General features: G+C 41.0%; 14 protein-coding genes. 8 read left to right on the forward strand and 6 right to left on the reverse strand.

Features of this window, described 5'->3' with window-relative positions:
• Window positions 1-38: 38 nt before the first annotated feature.
• The 4 genes from GJB62_RS32355 (at window position 39) to GJB62_RS32370 (ending at window position 6733) form a co-directional block, all read left to right on the forward strand.
• On the forward strand, window positions 39-4826 hold the full coding sequence (locus GJB62_RS32355) for a hypothetical protein (protein ID WP_114086243.1): 4788 nt from the start codon (window positions 39-41) through the stop codon (window positions 4824-4826).
• A 296-nt stretch (window positions 4827-5122) separates the two neighbouring features.
• Window positions 5123-5383, forward strand: coding sequence for a hypothetical protein (locus GJB62_RS32360; RefSeq protein ID WP_109012819.1), 261 nt, complete (start codon window positions 5123-5125; stop codon window positions 5381-5383).
• A 266-nt stretch (window positions 5384-5649) separates the two neighbouring features.
• Window positions 5650-6129, forward strand: coding sequence for a type II toxin-antitoxin system antitoxin SocA domain-containing protein (locus tag GJB62_RS32365; RefSeq protein WP_114086242.1), 480 nt, complete (start codon window positions 5650-5652; stop codon window positions 6127-6129).
• Between the two features lies 1 nt (window position 6130).
• Complete coding sequence (locus GJB62_RS32370; protein WP_109012817.1) at window positions 6131-6733, forward strand: type II toxin-antitoxin system PemK/MazF family toxin; 603 nt, start codon at window positions 6131-6133, stop codon at window positions 6731-6733.
• 680 nt (window positions 6734-7413) lie between these two features.
• On the opposite strand, the gene GJB62_RS32375 is transcribed toward GJB62_RS32370, so the two are convergent.
• From GJB62_RS32375 to GJB62_RS32400, 6 genes are all read right to left on the reverse strand, one after another.
• Window positions 7414-7704: a hypothetical protein gene (locus GJB62_RS32375; RefSeq protein WP_114086248.1), complete on the reverse strand. Its 291-nt coding sequence runs from the start codon at window positions 7702-7704 to the stop codon at window positions 7414-7416.
• A gap of 5 nt (window positions 7705-7709) precedes the next feature.
• Complete coding sequence (locus GJB62_RS32380) at window positions 7710-8669, reverse strand: ParM/StbA family protein (protein WP_114086241.1); 960 nt, start codon at window positions 8667-8669, stop codon at window positions 7710-7712.
• A 643-nt stretch (window positions 8670-9312) separates the two neighbouring features.
• Window positions 9313-9774, reverse strand: coding sequence for a hypothetical protein (locus GJB62_RS32385; protein WP_245246303.1), 462 nt, complete (start codon window positions 9772-9774; stop codon window positions 9313-9315).
• Between the two features lie 6 nt (window positions 9775-9780).
• On the reverse strand, window positions 9781-10842 hold the full coding sequence (locus GJB62_RS32390) for an RRXRR domain-containing protein (protein ID WP_245246304.1): 1062 nt from the start codon (window positions 10840-10842) through the stop codon (window positions 9781-9783).
• 259 nt (window positions 10843-11101) lie between these two features.
• Complete coding sequence (locus tag GJB62_RS37210) at window positions 11102-11284, reverse strand: hypothetical protein (protein WP_147262610.1); 183 nt, start codon at window positions 11282-11284, stop codon at window positions 11102-11104.
• 260 nt (window positions 11285-11544) lie between these two features.
• Window positions 11545-11715, reverse strand: coding sequence for a hypothetical protein (locus GJB62_RS32400; RefSeq protein WP_159402648.1), 171 nt, complete (start codon window positions 11713-11715; stop codon window positions 11545-11547).
• 287 nt (window positions 11716-12002) lie between these two features.
• On the opposite strand from GJB62_RS32400, the gene GJB62_RS32405 reads away from it, so the two are divergent.
• The 4 genes from GJB62_RS32405 (at window position 12003) to GJB62_RS32420 (ending at window position 17095) form a co-directional block, all read left to right on the forward strand.
• Window positions 12003-12794 (forward strand): ParA family protein, encoded by a 792-nt coding sequence (locus tag GJB62_RS32405; RefSeq protein WP_114086238.1) that lies wholly within the window; start codon window positions 12003-12005, stop codon window positions 12792-12794.
• A 2-nt stretch (window positions 12795-12796) separates the two neighbouring features.
• Window positions 12797-13915 carry a ParB N-terminal domain-containing protein gene (locus GJB62_RS32410; protein ID WP_114086237.1) on the forward strand — a complete coding sequence of 373 codons (1119 nt, stop codon included), beginning with the start codon at window positions 12797-12799 and terminating at the stop codon, window positions 13913-13915.
• A 181-nt stretch (window positions 13916-14096) separates the two neighbouring features.
• Window positions 14097-16055 (forward strand): helix-hairpin-helix domain-containing protein, encoded by a 1959-nt coding sequence (locus GJB62_RS32415; protein WP_159402649.1) that lies wholly within the window; start codon window positions 14097-14099, stop codon window positions 16053-16055.
• Window positions 16056-16144: 89 nt separating this feature from the next.
• On the forward strand, window positions 16145-17095 hold the full coding sequence (locus GJB62_RS32420) for an RpoD/SigA family RNA polymerase sigma factor (protein ID WP_114081388.1): 951 nt from the start codon (window positions 16145-16147) through the stop codon (window positions 17093-17095).
• Window positions 17096-17173 lie beyond the last annotated feature (78 nt).

The raw sequence follows: 17173 nt of genomic DNA on the forward strand, positions 1-17173 counted from the left end.
TCAAAAAATTAATTAATGTTCATCAAACTTTAAATATTATGACTTTGGAATTGAAGCATTTTGACCCTCGTTTAAATCAGTGGATCTATACAGACGATAACAAAACGAACTCTCAATCAATTCTAACTGAAAAGCTCAATAATACTTTACTGGAATTCTACTTTCCTGATAAAGAATTTTCATTTGGACACTCAGATGAATACAGCACTGCTGAAGAATTAAAGAATCATCCAAATGGACAGATTTTATTGCTATCTTCTAAGACTCGCTTACTTTATGGAGATAAAGAATGCTTAGAAGTTATCCAAAAAATTTGTCCCGATAGTAAAGACCGTGGGGCTTATGGTTCCATCTTTCTTGGGGCTTGTAAAAATGCGATTCACGAAAAGCTAAACATTCTGGTAGTAGATGATTCTACTGAAAAGGCTGGTGAAAATGGAGGGATATTATCAAATGATTTAGCATATAAATTAGTTGGGGACTGTTATGGGCAGATTTCAACACAACTCTATGACAAAGTAACCTTAAGAGAATCTCAACCAGATAAAAGCTATCGTGTAATTCAGCATCGATTTGGTTGGGTGGATGGAGTTGGAGAAGATACTACTAAATATCGTTTTGGCAAAGGAACACTCCGACCATACAGATTAGACGAAATCAAATATGCAGATCCAAATAACAAACCAAAAATAGACATAATTCTCCCCGTAAGCAGTTTTAAGGGAACAGACAAGGATAGACCCAAAGGCCCCACAAAACCTCAAATTCAACCAGGATTATATCAGCAAAATATTTGGTTAGCTGAAAAAGGGCAATCTCAGCAAGGTCAGATGTCTATCTCCCAACTGCTGGCATCTTTCCCCCAAGGAATTAAAGATTTTGCCGAGGAACTAGAGGTGCAAGCTCAAAGATTAGCCTCTATTCAAGATAACCCTAGAAATGTTGCTGCTTACTATTGTGAAAGATATGAAAAACGTAAAGAATCATTGAGTCAAAATAAATTAAAAACATCAGATATTATCAATCAAGAAACAGATGTTAAAAACTTAGGGACAAATGATGACTTAGATGCAGATCATGAGTTGGATGACGAAAGTGCTAAAGATGACTTGTTCATGTACAAACTCATTAAAGCCGATTTACTAGGGCATCAGCAGCTTTTAGAAACTGAGAAGGTTAAACAGGAATTAAGTCGGTTTGTACAAAGTGAGTGGCGAGATATTGCTGTTGGGAAAACGCTTACTTTTGACCGAGGAATGATTATTCCCTCTAAGGAACTCAAAAATGGTGAAATCTGTGTCCCTTGGCTGAAGCTTGGAGAAAAAGTTCTTAACTTTCGCTCTCCTTTCCTCAACTCTAATGGATTGTGTGTCTCTACTAATAAACATGTTGAAGACAGTGTTGCGCCAGATGGTAAATCTTTGCAAGGAATAATTGTAGTCAACGATGAAGACCACAAACGTATACTTGCGAGGATTGAGGCGCTAGAAACTCAAGGCATTGAACACAACGAAGTTAATCCCCTCGAAACCGAATCAGAACGCCAAGCACGAGACTACGATGGTGATTGCATTGGTGTGGCAAAAGCCAGCTTATACCCCAATTTAACAGCAGAGGCAGAGCGAAGAAATCTTCCCCAAAACGCCTATTCGCCCACGGTTAAGCTCAAAAAGCAATCATTTTATTTGGAAGATGGAAGCCAGCCCCCATTTGAAAAAATCGCTATTCACATGAGCGATAGCATCAGCGTGGGCATAATCAACAATCAAGTGACAGCACTGGAGGCATTAGAATCAGAAATTGAGGTACTAAAGACTTACGGTACTTTTGAGCAGAAATCAAATTATCTAGACCAAGTTTCTAACCATTACGAAACCCTGTTTGAGCAAGAACGCCAGAAAGATCCAAAGTTAATTCGAGAAGAATACAAGCCTTATATGCAAGGGGTTGTTGAAATTGCTCATTGTCAAAGAACTCCCGAAATTATCCAGCAAGCAATGGACATTAACCGTCAAATGTACCGGAGCATGATTGAAGAAGGATGTTATCAAAACCAAATAGCGGTTGATTTATTCAAAAGTGCTAAAAAACCTGAGATGAATTTAATCCGGGAAAACAACCGCTACTTGTATCGTGATGTTAATTATATTAAAGATAAGAAATCTTCGTCAGTTTATTTAAGTACGGGGATAACACCAAAGGGCTACTCACCAGTAGAATTATTAATTAATCAAACTAATAAATATTTCCAAGAATCACAGTTAGAATCGCGCCCCATCGTTCAGTTTAAAGACTTGTTCAAAGGGGTAGAATTTACACCACAGCAAAAATTTGCAGCGATCGCCGCCAAGTACGAGTTTGATCAGAAATTCAACGCTGCGGTTCGTGCCTCAAGGCGGCGAGAAACAGAGTCTGGCCCTAGTGCAATTGTTCAAACGGATTCAGGAACGCAACTCGAAATTACCAACCTCACCCGCTACGGGCATCCTCTAATCTGGAAAGCCCAGACACTTAGTATTCACCTAGATGAGATTAAATTCACAAATAGTGAACGCCCCCATAAATTATTAGCGGTTGCACAGATAGATGGTGAGATTGGGGAGGATGGAAAACCCGCATACCGCAACCTGGGGACAGTTAGCCAACAATCGCAAGCAGATTACAATCTCAAGGCGGGAATGACCATACAGGGAGCTAAACTCTTAGAACTAAAACCAGAACTTACTAGAAGCCAAACTAAACTACTCTTTGCCTTGGCGCAGGAGACGGCAGAAGCATTTTATGCGAAAATCCCAGAGTCAGAAAAACTTACAGGAGCCGCCGCCGCTTGGAACATCTGTGCATCCCGCCAGGATGAACTCGAAGTTGCAAGAAAAGAAAACGCAAACCCCCAAGCGATCGCTAAAAAAGTTTCTAATTTCGCCTTCGCTGCTTTCCCCAATGAGATTATCTCTCGCTTAGATAAATTGCAATTTACCGAACCGAAATTAGTCACATTAAATAATGAAGCGAATCAATTTTTAGGTCGAGACTGGAACGCTCATGAAAAACATCCTATAGAAATCAGAGCTTCTCACCACCCAGTTGGGCATGAGCGCCATGTTTCCAGGCTAATGTTTGTCCAGGATGCTGACGGCGAATATAAGGAATTCGCCATGCTTGAAACCAGAACTGCACAGCTTCCCATTGGTACGAAAGCGCTCTCTTGTATGGTTGGGATAGACCCTGCCACAGCATCAGCAACTATTGGACTGCCAGGAAACGAGCCGATTGAAATTACTATCCGTGAACTCAAGAACTTCTCTTATGCAGGACTTGTTTTCAACGCCGAATCGGTCAACTTAGAATTTGGCACTGTGCCGATTCCTGATAAAACAGTAAAAATCAAAATTGATGCTTTGACCCTGGGTGAGTTAGACAGTGATTCTGCCCAACAGTTAAAAGAAATTAATTATCTTAAAAATGGTAATCCCCTAAAATTAAAGCTCACGTCAATCTCTGAGACAGGAGATCAAGCTTTTGTCCTGGGTGAGTCTCCCAATGGAAATTTCCTCAAAATTAATAAAATTAACTTCTATGATTTTTCTGGTCAGACATTCAATGATCAAGATTACCGAAAACTGACTATTGAAACCTCAGCTTCTAAAACTAGAGATGCTGTATTTTTGAATGGTGAACCCTTGGGAGTATTACATTTCAAGAAAGACAAAGACGCGCTCAGACAACTTGGGCTACTCAAAACCGGACAACTTACACTCGCGCCTGCAATCATTGAAAGTAATTTTTCTGTTATTTGCGCTCAAATAAACCCTAATACCGTTGAATATCCCCAGAAGTGGACGAAGGAATTTCAGGCTTTTGGGACTCAATCAGTTAATCCTCAACAACAAGAGATGATTGAGAGTAGTGCGAAAATTCTCCATCATATTAAAGAACGTCCTACTTTCTTATTTTCGACAGAATCAAATAAAAAACTCGGAGTCATGGGCTTGGCTGTTGACAACCAGAAAGCTGAGACTGTGACAAAATGGTTAACTGCTCAAAAAGTTGAATGGCAGCAAGTACCAATAGAAGATGTTATCAGGGAAACTAAAAAAGGTCTAGCTGTATTTAACTTGGTTGATAGCTCCATCCCTGCCAAAACTTTAGAGAGCATGGCCAAGAAATTTGGGGCTGTGATTGAAACGGATAGTGAGTATCAACAAAGGGTTAATTCCCTCGCCACACGACCGCAGTTTTTGAAACCACCAGAACAAACAGCACAATCCCCACCTAACCAATCAACTCTATTACTCTCCACTACTCCTTTTACATCAGACATTAGTAATGGTGCGAAAACCGAACCTCTAAGTGTAGAGAAGCTCCCGACAGTCACTATTGATGACTTGAGAAATTGGTACAATGCCGCAGATAAGTTAGGGAAGCCGGAAGATTACAAAAAACGCATTGTAGAAGTGGCTTATGGGTTTAAAGCTGGTGAGCAATTATCAGCCCAAGCGTTGACAGTAATGAATCAAGATAAATTTGAACTTGAAGCCATCAGTCGGCTGACTCAAATTGCTCAAAGAATTGGCATGGTCTGGGGTAAGTCTGATGAAAATGGGATTCAAGTTCAAGGAAAGATTTATGATTTGGCTTTCAATACCCAGCAAAGGGATTTAACTATTTCGCAGAAAAATGGGGAGGTAATTTTAAACTTGCAATCTGGTCAGGTACAGACTAATAAACTAACTCCACAGATATTGCAAACTTTTGAGGATGCGAATAGTCAGATAGATAAAATTTTAGCGAAAAATAAAAGTCAAGAATTAGAAATACAAAGATAGATTTATCTGCCTCCGGCAAGGCAGAAGGCAGAGGGTAGTTCTTGCTGGAGGAAAGAATAAGTTTTAAATTTTGCCTTTTTGCCTTGCTAACTTGGGTTTAAGCTCCCTGCTAAATCGTAGATTTAACGGTCTACAATTACTGTTATTGTCAGAATCCCCTGTAATTGACCTTCTACCTTCTGCCTGAATTATTCATATCAAAGCCAAAGATGCATCCAATTCAAGCTTTACAGGTTCAAGCGATCGTTCCATGAATTCGTTTTCCTAGTCCCTGCTGAAACAATCAGCTTACGGCAATGCATGAGCTGATCGCTTGTGGCTTCTACAAGAAAACCACACCAAATGGTAAAAAAGTGTTTGATAAAAATGCGTTAGCGTTAGCTCCTCTGAAAGAGGTTCGCCACAAATTAAGCTTACTTTCAGAGTACCCCAACCGTGCAGCAAGGTTCAAAGTTCCAGCATTGTGGGTGGATGCTTGGTGTCAAAGGTGCTTTGTATCGTTCACGGAAATGGTAAAGTGGCGAAGGGTTATTCAGCGAGATGCGACAAGTCCATGAGACACTTACAACACATGAGATTTTAGTCAAAGATTGTGTCGGTTACATTAATCGTGTACTATTGTATTAGTACAAATATGCTGTAGTCTACGGTGAGCAAGCCAAAAAGTGTTAAAGATTGCAAAAAAAGCAACTATAATTAAGCGATAGAAATATTCTATAAAATCTTTATATTTTATTAAATAAAAAGGATTATGAATCTCTATATACATTTATATTTGTTCATTAATTAGACTATTTTGTGGCAGTTAACAGAGAGAAAAGTCATGTTGGATAAACTAATAAAATATTTTGTCTACGCGACAAAAGGGTATATTACAAAAACACAGCTAATCAAGTTTTTGTATTTAGCTGATCTTTACTCTGTTAAGTGGACAGGAAAGCAGCTGACTGATCTAGATTGGTGTTATTATCAATTTGGCCCTTGGAATGAAGGTATAGATACTGCTTTAAATCAAATGAATGGGAAAGAGATTGTTCAAGAGTCTCAGTATAATGCAACATATATTAGACCTGTGAATCAAGCTGCTCATGCAGATGATTTGGACATACCTCTCAGTATTAAGTTTGTACTGGATAATATTCGTAGAGAGTGGGCTGGCTCAGAGAAACTGAATCAGTTACTAGAGTATGTATATAGCACTGCTCCAATGGTGGAAGCAAAAAATACCCATCGACCAGAAGAGAAAGTTAAACTTAACTTACAAGCAGAAAGAGAAAAATTAGTCAGTGAATTAGGATTGTAAAGTGGCTGGAAAAAGACCTAGACAAGGTTGGATCTATTCTACAAATCCCTATAGGGTATCTCTTCGTTGCAAACTGGGTCATATTCATATTTATAATTTAGATGAGCCTGCTGAAGTAGAATGTCAAACTTGTAGTGAGAATATTAATTCAAGTAGGGTTTTTAGAGGTACACATCCTTATATCATCTGGACAAGTGATCAGTTTCAAGATGAATCTGGATATATAGCAACGTTTTCTGTTATTCCTCTGACTTCACAAACTACATTTAACGGTTTACCAACCACATATCCAATTAATTCTACAAGTAGAAATGGTCTTGATAAAAATTCCTACGCTTTAGTTCATCAAATATGTACTGTTGATGCTAATTGCTTTAAAGGCTCATCAGCCAATTGGTTAGAGAGAATTGGACAATTGGATAAAGCAGATAGAGAAGCTATAGAAGAACGTTTAAAGTATTTTTTGAGTATTCAAGAGAATCCTAGTGAAGACTGGTTTGCTCAAAATGCGTCTCCAGAACTTTTGAAAAAAATCTTTGATTATCTACCTGAAGATACAAAAAATTTAGTAATAGAAGAATTAATTAACAATTTAGACTCATAATACCTGTATATTCATCAATAACATTGATATTCTAATTATTACAAATTGGGCAATCTCTGTACTGCTGTTAGCTTGGTCAGTGCAAAGTGCGATCGCTGATGAATTAGCTCTCACTGATGGAATGGCACGCTAGATTTATGTGAAACCTGCTTGCTGACTATCTTGTTGGGGCTAGGGTGTAGGAAAAAAATCAAGAAAAGTAAATATCCCTGTTTTGTCAATCTGGGAGAAGCTAATCCCTGTAAGCCTTTCGCAGCTTTAGTTTTCAGGTTTTAGCTATAAATTTTAGTTACTGTTAGAAAATAAAGGTTCAAAGCTTGGCTCAACCAAAGTTTCAGAATCTTGCTTCGATTATTGTTTTCCGAGAGTGACAGAATAGGGATATGAGTGCAAACATAATTGAAGAAAAATTCAGCTATTCTGAATTCAGGAGTCAGCAATCTTGACGCTCTCTACGAGACGCTACGCGTAGCTTGCCACTCTTACAAAGTACGCAGACTCGCTTGCCACCGGCGCTATCCGCCAGTCATACAGAATACCCAATTGAATTCTGACTCCTGACTCCTGAATTCTGTTTGATAAACTTCTTTGCGGGAGCAACGCTGGCATGAGCATTACTACACCCCACACCAAAAAGCCTTATAAATAAGGGATTTGCCGTTATCAAGCGTGCCATTCGGCTATAAATCAAAGTCAAGGCTGAATGTTTCCGGTTCAGAATCTTCTTCTTTCTCTTGTGCAAATGGAGTTGAAGTCATTGAAGGAAGTTTGTTCTCGTCAGTAGTAATCGGCGTGAAAGCTACTTGTTGTGTGGCTAATCCAGCCTTGATAAAAACAAAATAGCAGTCAATTATAAAGTAAAGCGTCTCCAGGTAACTTTTACCTAGTTGTTGGGACTCTGCAAATATGCGTTCTCGATAGTTTTCTTTGAGCCGAATTTTTATCGGAGCTAAGTCAAGTTTTTCTGTCATTGTCATCACTTAATAGATGTAGTAGGCGAATTCTTGCTGCTGATGGCTTTTGCCATCTCTAAAAGTCCAAAGACATTAGCTTCCACCGGGTTGTCCAGTATTTTGAACCCGTTCTTCTCTAAAAGCTTTTTAAATCCGGGTAACAGGCAACCTCCACCAATCGCCCAGATTTCATCCCCTTGGTGTTTGGCATCAAGTGTCAGATTCACCACTTTCTTCAAGTATTTTTCATACCAATCTTTTAAGCAAGCGCTGTAAACATCTTTGATATCAATGTCCCGGCTGTAACGAGTATGCCCCATTTCCAGACAAAATCGGATCTTGGAGGCATCCCCGATTTTTCCGCCATTTAAATGCTTCATCTTTTGGGAAATATCATTGATGAGAACTTCTACACCAGTGGGGTAGGCAGTGTGAACTTCTCGTTTCCCTTGGTTGTAACGAGAATACAGAGTTGTGCCATTGCCAAAATCTAAAATGGTTAATTTTTTTGGTAGTTGATGCCCAAACAATGCACCCATCCCTTCTAGTACGACTTTCAGGACTTCGATCTTCACCTCTGATTGTTTGCCAGCTAGTATTGGCTGATATTCCCCGTTTAGTACTTTTTGCAATTCTTCAGCCAGAGCGACATCATGTAAGCTAACGACTAATTTTAAATGCCAAGCCTTACGGTGTGGTAGATGTGCCAATGCACCGAATAAAGTCAATAATGCATTATTGACTTTGTTTTCATTGTTATCAGTGTTTCGGTCAAAATAATTTCCTGTACGAAAAGCTGATTCTCCAACTGTGTAAGCACTACCGTTAAAAACGACCCTCCCTGGTACGTCTTCCATCTCGGCATTGGTTATATAGCTGGGCACACGAACAACTTCAAAGCCATCGACTAAAAGTTTTAGGCTTCCATAGCCGTTATCAAAGCCAGCAGGAAAAATCTTTTGCAAGGTGTGAATGTTAGACATAGAGAGAGGTAATAGATTTTTATTTGTGAAAGTTATCTGTTGAGGTGAAGTGGGGAGCAGAGAAGAGATGAATAAAATAACTACTCTTTTTTTCTTCAGCGTCAAAAAATTATCATAACCTCTTGGGGGCTAAGTGGGGTAAAACCTCACTCAATCGAATGTACCCCACATAGCCCCCACATAGCCACCATGTGGGAGTCAAATTTTGCTCAAGCCTCTAAACTGCTTTGGGGTACATATAGCCCCCACATAGCCCCCATGAATTTTTTTGAAATCTTTTCTATCAACGCAGCAAAAATTAATTTAGATCATCGTTGACCATTTAATGAAATTCAAAATTAAAAATTATGTTAGGAAGAATAAGAATAATTTTGAATTAATTCTGGGTACAAGCCCCTACTGATTTAAGAAATCAGTGGTCTGCAAAAAGCGACGCTAGAAGACTCGCTTTCCGCGTTAGCGAGTCCACGATAGCGAGTCTTCTAGCGTCTTGTCTTGTCTTTAATTTTGAATTCCCCGTTCGCGCAGCGTCTCGTAGAGAAGGGGTTGACAGCTTGATTTATACTTTAGTGTCAATAAGATTGTTGAGAAGTAATTCAGTCTTGCTCTCTGACTTCTTGATTACTATGTAACGAGTGCGTTATTACTTGCTTACAGGTTCAGCTTTCTCTACTGAATTATCATTCACACCCAAAGTCAATTCCAAAGGAGTTTTTTGAGGGTAAGCTTTTACTACTTGCCGATAAACATCATAGTTAGTAGGTAGCGTGTTCTGAGTATTACCCACTCCATAGGTCAGTTTGTACTTTACATCTTTAATCAATTCAGGTTTACCTGCCTCTTCTTGAGGTCTTTTACGTTGTTCAACTTCATCAACACTTGGTCGCGGCGGTAAAGTAGGCCACCATAGCCCTTGGTCATCTGGGCCAACAACTGCTCCTGGCGGTTTCAATCCATTTCGATTCAACATTGAAGTATTAGCAAAAGTTTCAATATATTCGCGGGAGTCCCTACCTTCAGGGAACGGAGAAGCAGTGAAGCGCCCTTTGCAGTGAGCAAGGTGGGGAGGGATAGCGACGGGTGACGGAGGCACGGAGTCGCCCACTCTCTTCTATCTCGACACGCAGAGTCTAGTACTGCGCTGCAATAGTTCGACTTTTGAGGCTTTGAATTGTCCATATCGTCTCCAATTAATGTCATAAACGCTGACAACTTTTGTAGCTTCGCTGTACCCACCAATCCAGCCCAGAACAGTCTTTCCCGACTTCTTTGCTCTAACCAAATCACCAGACCTGAACCCAAAGGGTGTAATGGTGCCACCCTTGCGCTTACGGTTTCCGGTCACGCCACTGACCGGATTCTCAAAGTGCAATTGACGACGGTAAAGATTGGGACGGCTGATGACCCGAAACACCGATTTTGTGACGGTGACTTGACCTTGCCAGTGATGACCGCGCCCATTGCTAGATTGAAACGACTGGTATGACATAAAGTGACTAGCCGCCAGTGCGATGCCGTCATTGGCATGAGTTTCAGGAATCTGCTTTGACTTGTCACCCTTGTCTTTAGCCAGCCCTAATTGCCGCCTGAGCGTCGAAGTTTGCCACCCTTCCTGAGAAACAGTCGGGCAGAGTTCTTCTAGCCACTGAAACATGAATTTCTGTCCGACCATCACCGGAGAAAAGCCGCGTCCTTTACCCTTTTCAGTTCTGGCTTTGACGACCTCATAGCGGATGTCAGAGACGGGGAAGTGTTTGATTAGCTCTTTCGTAACCCGCAATTCCATCTGCCTGTTGGCTCGAATCGAAGGCGGCAATTTACCCTGCCTTCGATTCGAGAAGCGCTTTTGGCGATGCGCTCTGAGATGGAATGCCACTTTGCGGTTGATACGTCTGGCACGTCTGGCACGACGCAGAATTCGGCGACCATTCATCTTCTTTGTAATTGCCTGTAAGGGCAGGATGAGATGCGCGGTGAACAGCGTAAACCTGGATGACTGAACTCCAATACCCGTGAACATCTTGCCGGGGTCGATGCCGAGTGCGATGTCTTGAACCTCGTAGCCTGATGGCTCGCAGATTAGCTGAACGCAAAACAGATTCAGGTCGTTGTGAACGACTTTTGCCTTGCCCGCTTTGAGCCAGCGACGAGCGCGGCTGGGTTTGGTGGGCATAGCAGGAGAACCGTCTGGATTGAGAACTGAAACGCGCATTTTGGAGATAATCCTTATCGCTAAGTGAGAAAGTCCCTTCGCCCACCATCAAGATAGATGTCCTTTCTAAAAGCACCGATAACCAGTCGGTTTAGAGGCAATCCGAGTTAGGGAAACGCTCGGAAGTCTGTGCTATCTCGTTGGCTCGTTGGGCTAGTGCAACGCTTTGTTAGAACCTGGCTGTTCCAAGCCCTATCCTCAAAACCCGTGGCGCGGAGCGCTAGGGTTTAGGGTAGGGTAGTTGACTGCGTGGCTGTGGTTGACTAGTTAGGTTATTCGCATACAAAACAAGCCAGGTGTAACTGGTGAGTGCTGTAGCTTCATACTGTTCAACAGTAGTAGTGCTGCAACTAGTTAGTGTCAGTGCCGTTAGTGCAGTTATTATTGAGGGTAAAAATTTCATTTGCATTATCAATCGTAAATATCTTTCACCAATCACTCTTGAAGAGGGAGTGTGCCATCATTCCTGCCAAGGTAAAGGTATCGCTGTTGTTGAAAGTACTTCCCTTGCTTGCAGCCTAATCGCTGTTTGCTCACAGTTGGGGCATTTTACTTTTGTGAAAATTACTTAAGGTCGTCCTTTGTACTCGCCCATTACGGGATCTCTGGTGTACTCGCTGATTATCCCCTGCTTGCAGTGATAGCACTCGAATATTACACGCCCTACCTCCGAGTTGCAATCCAGGAATTGCAGTGCTGACAGGGTTCTGGCGGTAATTCTGGTTCTTCGGGGCGGTCTTGAAAGGGTATATGAGGTTTGGTTGCTGGTGGTGAATCTATTTTTTTCTTGTTGCGCTTGCCAGTCACCTGCGGCTCAACTTTTGGCGGCTTCATGGGTTTTTCCTCGACAGGGGGATAGTCAGGCTGTTACTGAGTTTTGAGTTATTCATCAACTAAAGTCAAATCAGATTTAACAGATGAGGTAATGGGTTTGGGCTGTTGCTGTTTTGATGGTTTAGATGGACGTTGGGTTGATTTCAATTTAATTTTGTTTATTTCTCAATCCTTAAAAAATGTGTCGTATTTTAAAATACGACAGAAATAGGTGACAAATACAAATGCATGATATACATTTTTCAAAAGCTTAATGTCGAATTTCAAAATCCGACAAAAAAACTGATATGAAGCAGATAGTTCTCTCACTGATAGCTAACGCAGGCGGTGTAGGTAAAACTACACTCAGTGTACACCTTGCATACGAGATAGTTCGGCGTGGCTTTTCTGTAGCAATACTTGACTTAGATCCACAACGCTCTTTAGATGTGTTTTGTGGGATACCACCTGCTGAAGTATCTAATACTCTAGTCAAGGCATTATCCAAAGATTTTAAGGGGGATTGGAAATTAATTTCGGTTTGGGAAGAATCAAAAATTCAAGTCTGCCAAGGACATCCATTAATGGCTGAAATGGCCAACGAATTAGTAATTAGGAAACGAGGAGAGTACACACTTAGTGATCGCTTAAAAAACTATCCATTACCTCATAACTTAGTAATCTTGGATTGTCCGGCCACATTGGGAATGCTGAATGTTAATGCTTTAGCCGCTTCAACTCACATATTAGTTCCAGTGCAATTAGAAATGAAAGCGATTTCTGGTTCAGCAGAATTGGTAGAATGGTGCATTTCAACCAGCGATGAGTTACAGTTATCACCTCGTCCACCAATTTTAGGGTTTGTGCCAAGTATGTATGATGATACCGTAGCGATGCACAGACAATATCTAGAGCAATTACCAGAAATCACTGAACATTTACAATTAAAACTTTACCCCAAAGTTCGTAGTTCCAATGAATTCAAAAATGCTAGCGCTCACGGGCTACCTTTACAAAAATACCGTCCTAAACATCCTGCTTGTAAAGATTTTAAGCAAATTACAGATGATTTAGTCGCATTAATTAAGGAGAAAAAATAATCGTGGCTTTGCCTAAAATTGCTAGTAGATTTAGTAGTGCAGTTCAAAAAACTGAACAAGAACAAAAAATTGCTGAACTTCAAATAGAAATAGAAAGGCTCAGAACCGCACAATCTCCTGAATTAGAGAATGAACTGCAAAAACTCCGAGAACAACTTCAAAATCAATCAGGAGAAGTACAAGTTGATTTAAATCTCATTGACCCGAATCCTAATCAGCCTCGGCAGACAATTACACCAGAATTAATACAAGCAAAAGCACGATTACTCAAAAAACACGGGCAGATTTCAGCAGTCATCTTAGTCAGACAGAGTAATGGTCGTTACATACTGTTAGATGGGCAGCTACGTACTGAAGGAGCTAAATTACTAGGCTGGTCAACTATTCGTGCAGTAATAGTGGCAATGCCTAATGACTTAGATCAATCTGCATTATTAACTTTTCTTGGCTTTGAAGACTTGAATCCTTTAGATAAAGCAGAGGCAGTATTTAAAGAAGTAATGAAGTCCGCTAATTTGTCAATGGATGAAGTTTCCACAATGTTGGGAACGGTAATTAAAAGAATAGAGAGAAATGGAAATAGTAAAGAGCTAGCAAAATTGATGGCTGTTAGCGTCGATGAACAGCAACAGGGCTTAGAACTATTGGAAATTACAGGCAAAGAACAGAGTCTACTACTAGTGCTGCTAGAGTTAGGGTTAAATCCTAGTTCTGTGAAAGCTAATCTAATGCCGATGCTTTATCTGCCTGAAGATTTAAAACAGGTCATCAGGCAGCATGGACTCAAAGGCGCTCATGCTTTAGCATTGGCAACTTTATCTGCCAAGGCATTAGACATCTCCGAAAATCAAGCAGCATCAGAACGGATTGCAGCAACAGATGAAGTCTTAAAGAAAAATCTGACAGTAACAGAAACTCGTGAACTGGTTAGAAAAATTAAGATCAAGTATTTAAAGTCAAATGAACAAGAGTTAAAAGAGGTAAAAATAATATTTCAAAAAGTTAATGGAATTTCTGGAGATTTGCTTAAAAAAGCTAGTAGTAAACAACTTCACGAAATGCGCTCTCTTTTTCAGGAGAAATTACAAGAAATTGACAAAGTTATTGCTACAAGTAAATAAATTCCATATTCTTGCTTTTACTTTTACAAATTGTTTCATAGAAGTAAGTTAATCGGAGAAATTAGGGTGAGTTTTCGATGACACTAATACTGGGTGTGTAGTTTAGTATTTATGTACTATATTTCATTGAATTCCAGTATTATATACAATAATGTGCTGTGCGGCATCTGAATCATAAGCAATGTCCACTCCTCCTAATCTTTCCCCTCAACAAGTAAGCGCCTTTCCTCAACACGAAACAATCACCGGAGTCGTAGAACGCCTAACTTTTTACTCTGCTGAATCGGGTTACACTGTGGCAAGGCTAACCCGTCCCCGTAGCAACGAACTGACAACAATTGTTGGCAGCTTTGCTAATATCCAGCCAGGGCAGACTCTACAGCTAATTGGTTTCTGGCGTGACCATCCCCAATTTGGGCCACAGTTCCAAGTCATTAATTACCAAGAAACCAAACCAGCCACTCTCACTGGAATTGAGAAATACCTTGGCAGTGGGCTGATTAAAGGTGTAGGCCCAGTAACAGCCAAGCGTATCGTCGCTCACTTCGGTTTAGAAACGCTCGACATTATCGAAAACCAGATTGAACGACTGATTGAAGTCCAGGGTATTGCCAAAAAGCGAATCACTCTCATTAAAAACGCCTGGTCAACTCAAAAAGCCATCAAAGAAGTAATGGTATTTCTCCAGGGGCATGGCGTTTCTACCACTTATGCTGTGAAGATTTACAAGCAATATAAAGATGAGGCGATTGCCACTGTTACCAAGAACCCTTATCAGTTAGCAGCCGACATTTACGGGATTGGTTTCCTAACTGCTGACAAGATTGCGAGAAATATCGGAATTGCACCGGACTCAGAATTTCGTGATCGTGCGGGGATTGTCCACTGTCTAAGTGAAGCTGCCGAAGATGGTCATTGTTACCTGCCACAAAGCGAACTGATTGATTCGGTAATCAAACTGCTGACTACCGAATCTCATCAGTCCACAGAAGAAGCGGTTGCGATCATTATTAAAGATATGGCTCTCGCAGAGGAACTGATTAGAGAGTGGGATGAAGAAAAAAGGCTACTTTGCTATAAGCCGACTTACTTTCATACGGAACAGAATTTAGCTCAATTGATACGCCAACGCTTGGAAAATCCTGTTGGCACTGACATTGAGCGTGTGCGTGATTGGATTGACCGCTTTACAGCCAGCCGTAAAATTCAGCTTTCACAACAGCAACGTCAAGCTGTAGAAACAGCAGCCTACTCCAAAATCATGATTTTGACTGGTGGCCCTGGCGTTGGAAAGACCTTCACAACTCACACCATTGTCACTGTGGGCCCAGGTCAAATACTTGCTGATTTGATTAATTCTGGTTGCGTGCCAGTAGTGCGGTTAACTCAGGTATTCCGCCAAGCTCAAACAAGTGCAATTATCACTGCTGCTCACCAAATCAACCGGGGCCAGTACCCAACAATCGAGCCAATCTCCGACAATCCTGTGTCTGATTGTATTTGGCATGGTGGAGGTCATCAGCCTGAACATGGAGTGCAAGCAATCTGCGAGTTGATTACAGACTTGCTCCCTCGACTAGGTTTTAATCCTGCCACTGATGTCCAAGTGCTTTGCCCGATGACACGGGGAGTTGTGGGTACTCGCAATCTTAATACCGTGTTGCAGCAGTTGATTAACCCACCCAGCCCCAGCAAGGTGGAGATTAACAGAGGTGGGAATTTGTTACGCGAGGGCGATCGCATTATCCAGCTAACCAACGACTACAACCGCGAAGTTTTCAACGGCGACTTGGGAATAATCCTCACCATTGATACTGTCGAGCAGGAAGTTACAGTGCAATATGGTGAGCGGACTGTGGTTTACGATTACGCTGACCTGAATGAAATTGCCCTTGCCTGGAGCATTTCGATTCATAAAAGCCAAGGCTCAGAATATCCGGTGATAGTTCTGCTAATCTATATGCAGCACTATATGATGTTGACCCGGAACCTGTTTTACACTGGTATAACTCGTGCCAAGAAATTAGCGATCGTAGTTGGCGCAAAAAAAGCGATATCTCTAGCGGTGCGCTCTACTGATGACCAACGGCGGTACACACGGTTACAGCAGAGGTTACTTCACCCAGGACTGCATTGGTGATGAATTTTGATTATTAAAAATAGAAAAGTTTATCGAATTATTTGATTTATACTTTTAAATCGCCCGGTAAAAAAAGCCCAAAAGTTTGTATGTCCAGCCTGAGTTCAGACATGGTTCGCATCTATTTACAAGAAATTGGTAAGTATCCTCTATTAAAACCAGACGAGGAAATTGCTTATGCAAGACTTGTACAAGAAATGATTGCCATTGAGCAATCTAAAAATGAACTCACTCAACAGCTAGAGCGTGAACCAACAATGACAGAATTAGCCAACACTGTTGAAAAAACCGAAACACAAGTCAGATCAGCACTACACCTTGGTCAAAAAGCTAAACAAAAAATGGTGACAGCTAACCTGCGACTAGTAGTTTCTGTTGCCAAGAAATACCAGAACCGCAATTTGGAATTTTTAGATTTGATCCAAGAAGGAGCAATAGGTTTACAACGGGGTATAGAAAAGTTTGACCCGAACCTGGGGTATAAGCTCTCGACCTACGCCTACTGGTGGATTAGCCAAGCTATAACCAGAGCAATTGCAGAACAATCCCGGACTATTAGATTGCCTGTTCATCTAACCGAAATCCTTAATAAAATTAAGAAGGTGCAGCGAGAAAGCTTTCTAAAACTCGGCCGCCATGCCACTGCTGAAGAAATAGCTACATCATTAAACATCAGCCCCGATAAGCTTCGAGAATATCTCAGTGCCTCTCGTACAGCCATTTCTTTAAATAAAAAAATTGGAGATGAGCAAGAAACAGAATTGGGCGAAATTTTAACAGACGTTGGTGTTTCACCAGAAAAACTCCTTACCCAAGAACTTCTATCCCAAGACGTGGCTAAATTCTTAGAACCATTGACACCTATACAGCGTCAAGTGTTGACTTTAAGCTTTGGGCTAGAGAATGATCAGCATTTCAATCTCGCTCAGATTGGCCAACAGCTAAACCTCAGTCGAGAGCGGATTCGTCAAATCCAGGTCAAAGCTATAAGTATTCTCCGCCATCGACAAAGCGACATGCAAGAGTATTTAATTGATTAAGTAGAATTACTTTCGTCAGATGATGCACGGATCTTGTAGAACTAAGACGAAAAACTATATTAAAGAAGTAATACCAAT

Source organism: Nostoc sp. ATCC 53789, assembly GCF_009873495.1.
Taxonomy (GTDB): domain Bacteria; phylum Cyanobacteriota; class Cyanobacteriia; order Cyanobacteriales; family Nostocaceae; genus Nostoc; species Nostoc muscorum_A.

What these genes read in the sequence shown, in the direction of transcription:
- GJB62_RS32355 (WP_114086243.1), top strand. Translation starts at nt 39, where the DNA reads ATGACTTTGGAATTGAAGCATTTTGACCCTCGTTTAAATCAGTGGATC.
- GJB62_RS32360 (WP_109012819.1), top strand. Translation starts at nt 5,123, where the DNA reads ATGCATGAGCTGATCGCTTGTGGCTTCTACAAGAAAACCACACCAAAT.
- GJB62_RS32365 (WP_114086242.1), top strand. Translation starts at nt 5,650, where the DNA reads ATGTTGGATAAACTAATAAAATATTTTGTCTACGCGACAAAAGGGTAT.
- GJB62_RS32375 (WP_114086248.1), bottom strand. Translation starts at nt 7,704, where the DNA reads ATGACAGAAAAACTTGACTTAGCTCCGATAAAAATTCGGCTCAAAGAA.
- GJB62_RS32380 (WP_114086241.1), bottom strand. Translation starts at nt 8,669, where the DNA reads ATGTCTAACATTCACACCTTGCAAAAGATTTTTCCTGCTGGCTTTGAT.
- GJB62_RS32390 (WP_245246304.1), bottom strand. Translation starts at nt 10,842, where the DNA reads ATGCCCACCAAACCCAGCCGCGCTCGTCGCTGGCTCAAAGCGGGCAAG.
- GJB62_RS37210 (WP_147262610.1), bottom strand. Translation starts at nt 11,284, where the DNA reads ATGAAATTTTTACCCTCAATAATAACTGCACTAACGGCACTGACACTA.
- GJB62_RS32400 (WP_159402648.1), bottom strand. Translation starts at nt 11,715, where the DNA reads ATGAAGCCGCCAAAAGTTGAGCCGCAGGTGACTGGCAAGCGCAACAAG.
- GJB62_RS32405 (WP_114086238.1), top strand. Translation starts at nt 12,003, where the DNA reads ATGAAGCAGATAGTTCTCTCACTGATAGCTAACGCAGGCGGTGTAGGT.
- GJB62_RS32415 (WP_159402649.1), top strand. Translation starts at nt 14,097, where the DNA reads ATGTCCACTCCTCCTAATCTTTCCCCTCAACAAGTAAGCGCCTTTCCT.
- GJB62_RS32420 (WP_114081388.1), top strand. Translation starts at nt 16,145, where the DNA reads ATGTCCAGCCTGAGTTCAGACATGGTTCGCATCTATTTACAAGAAATT.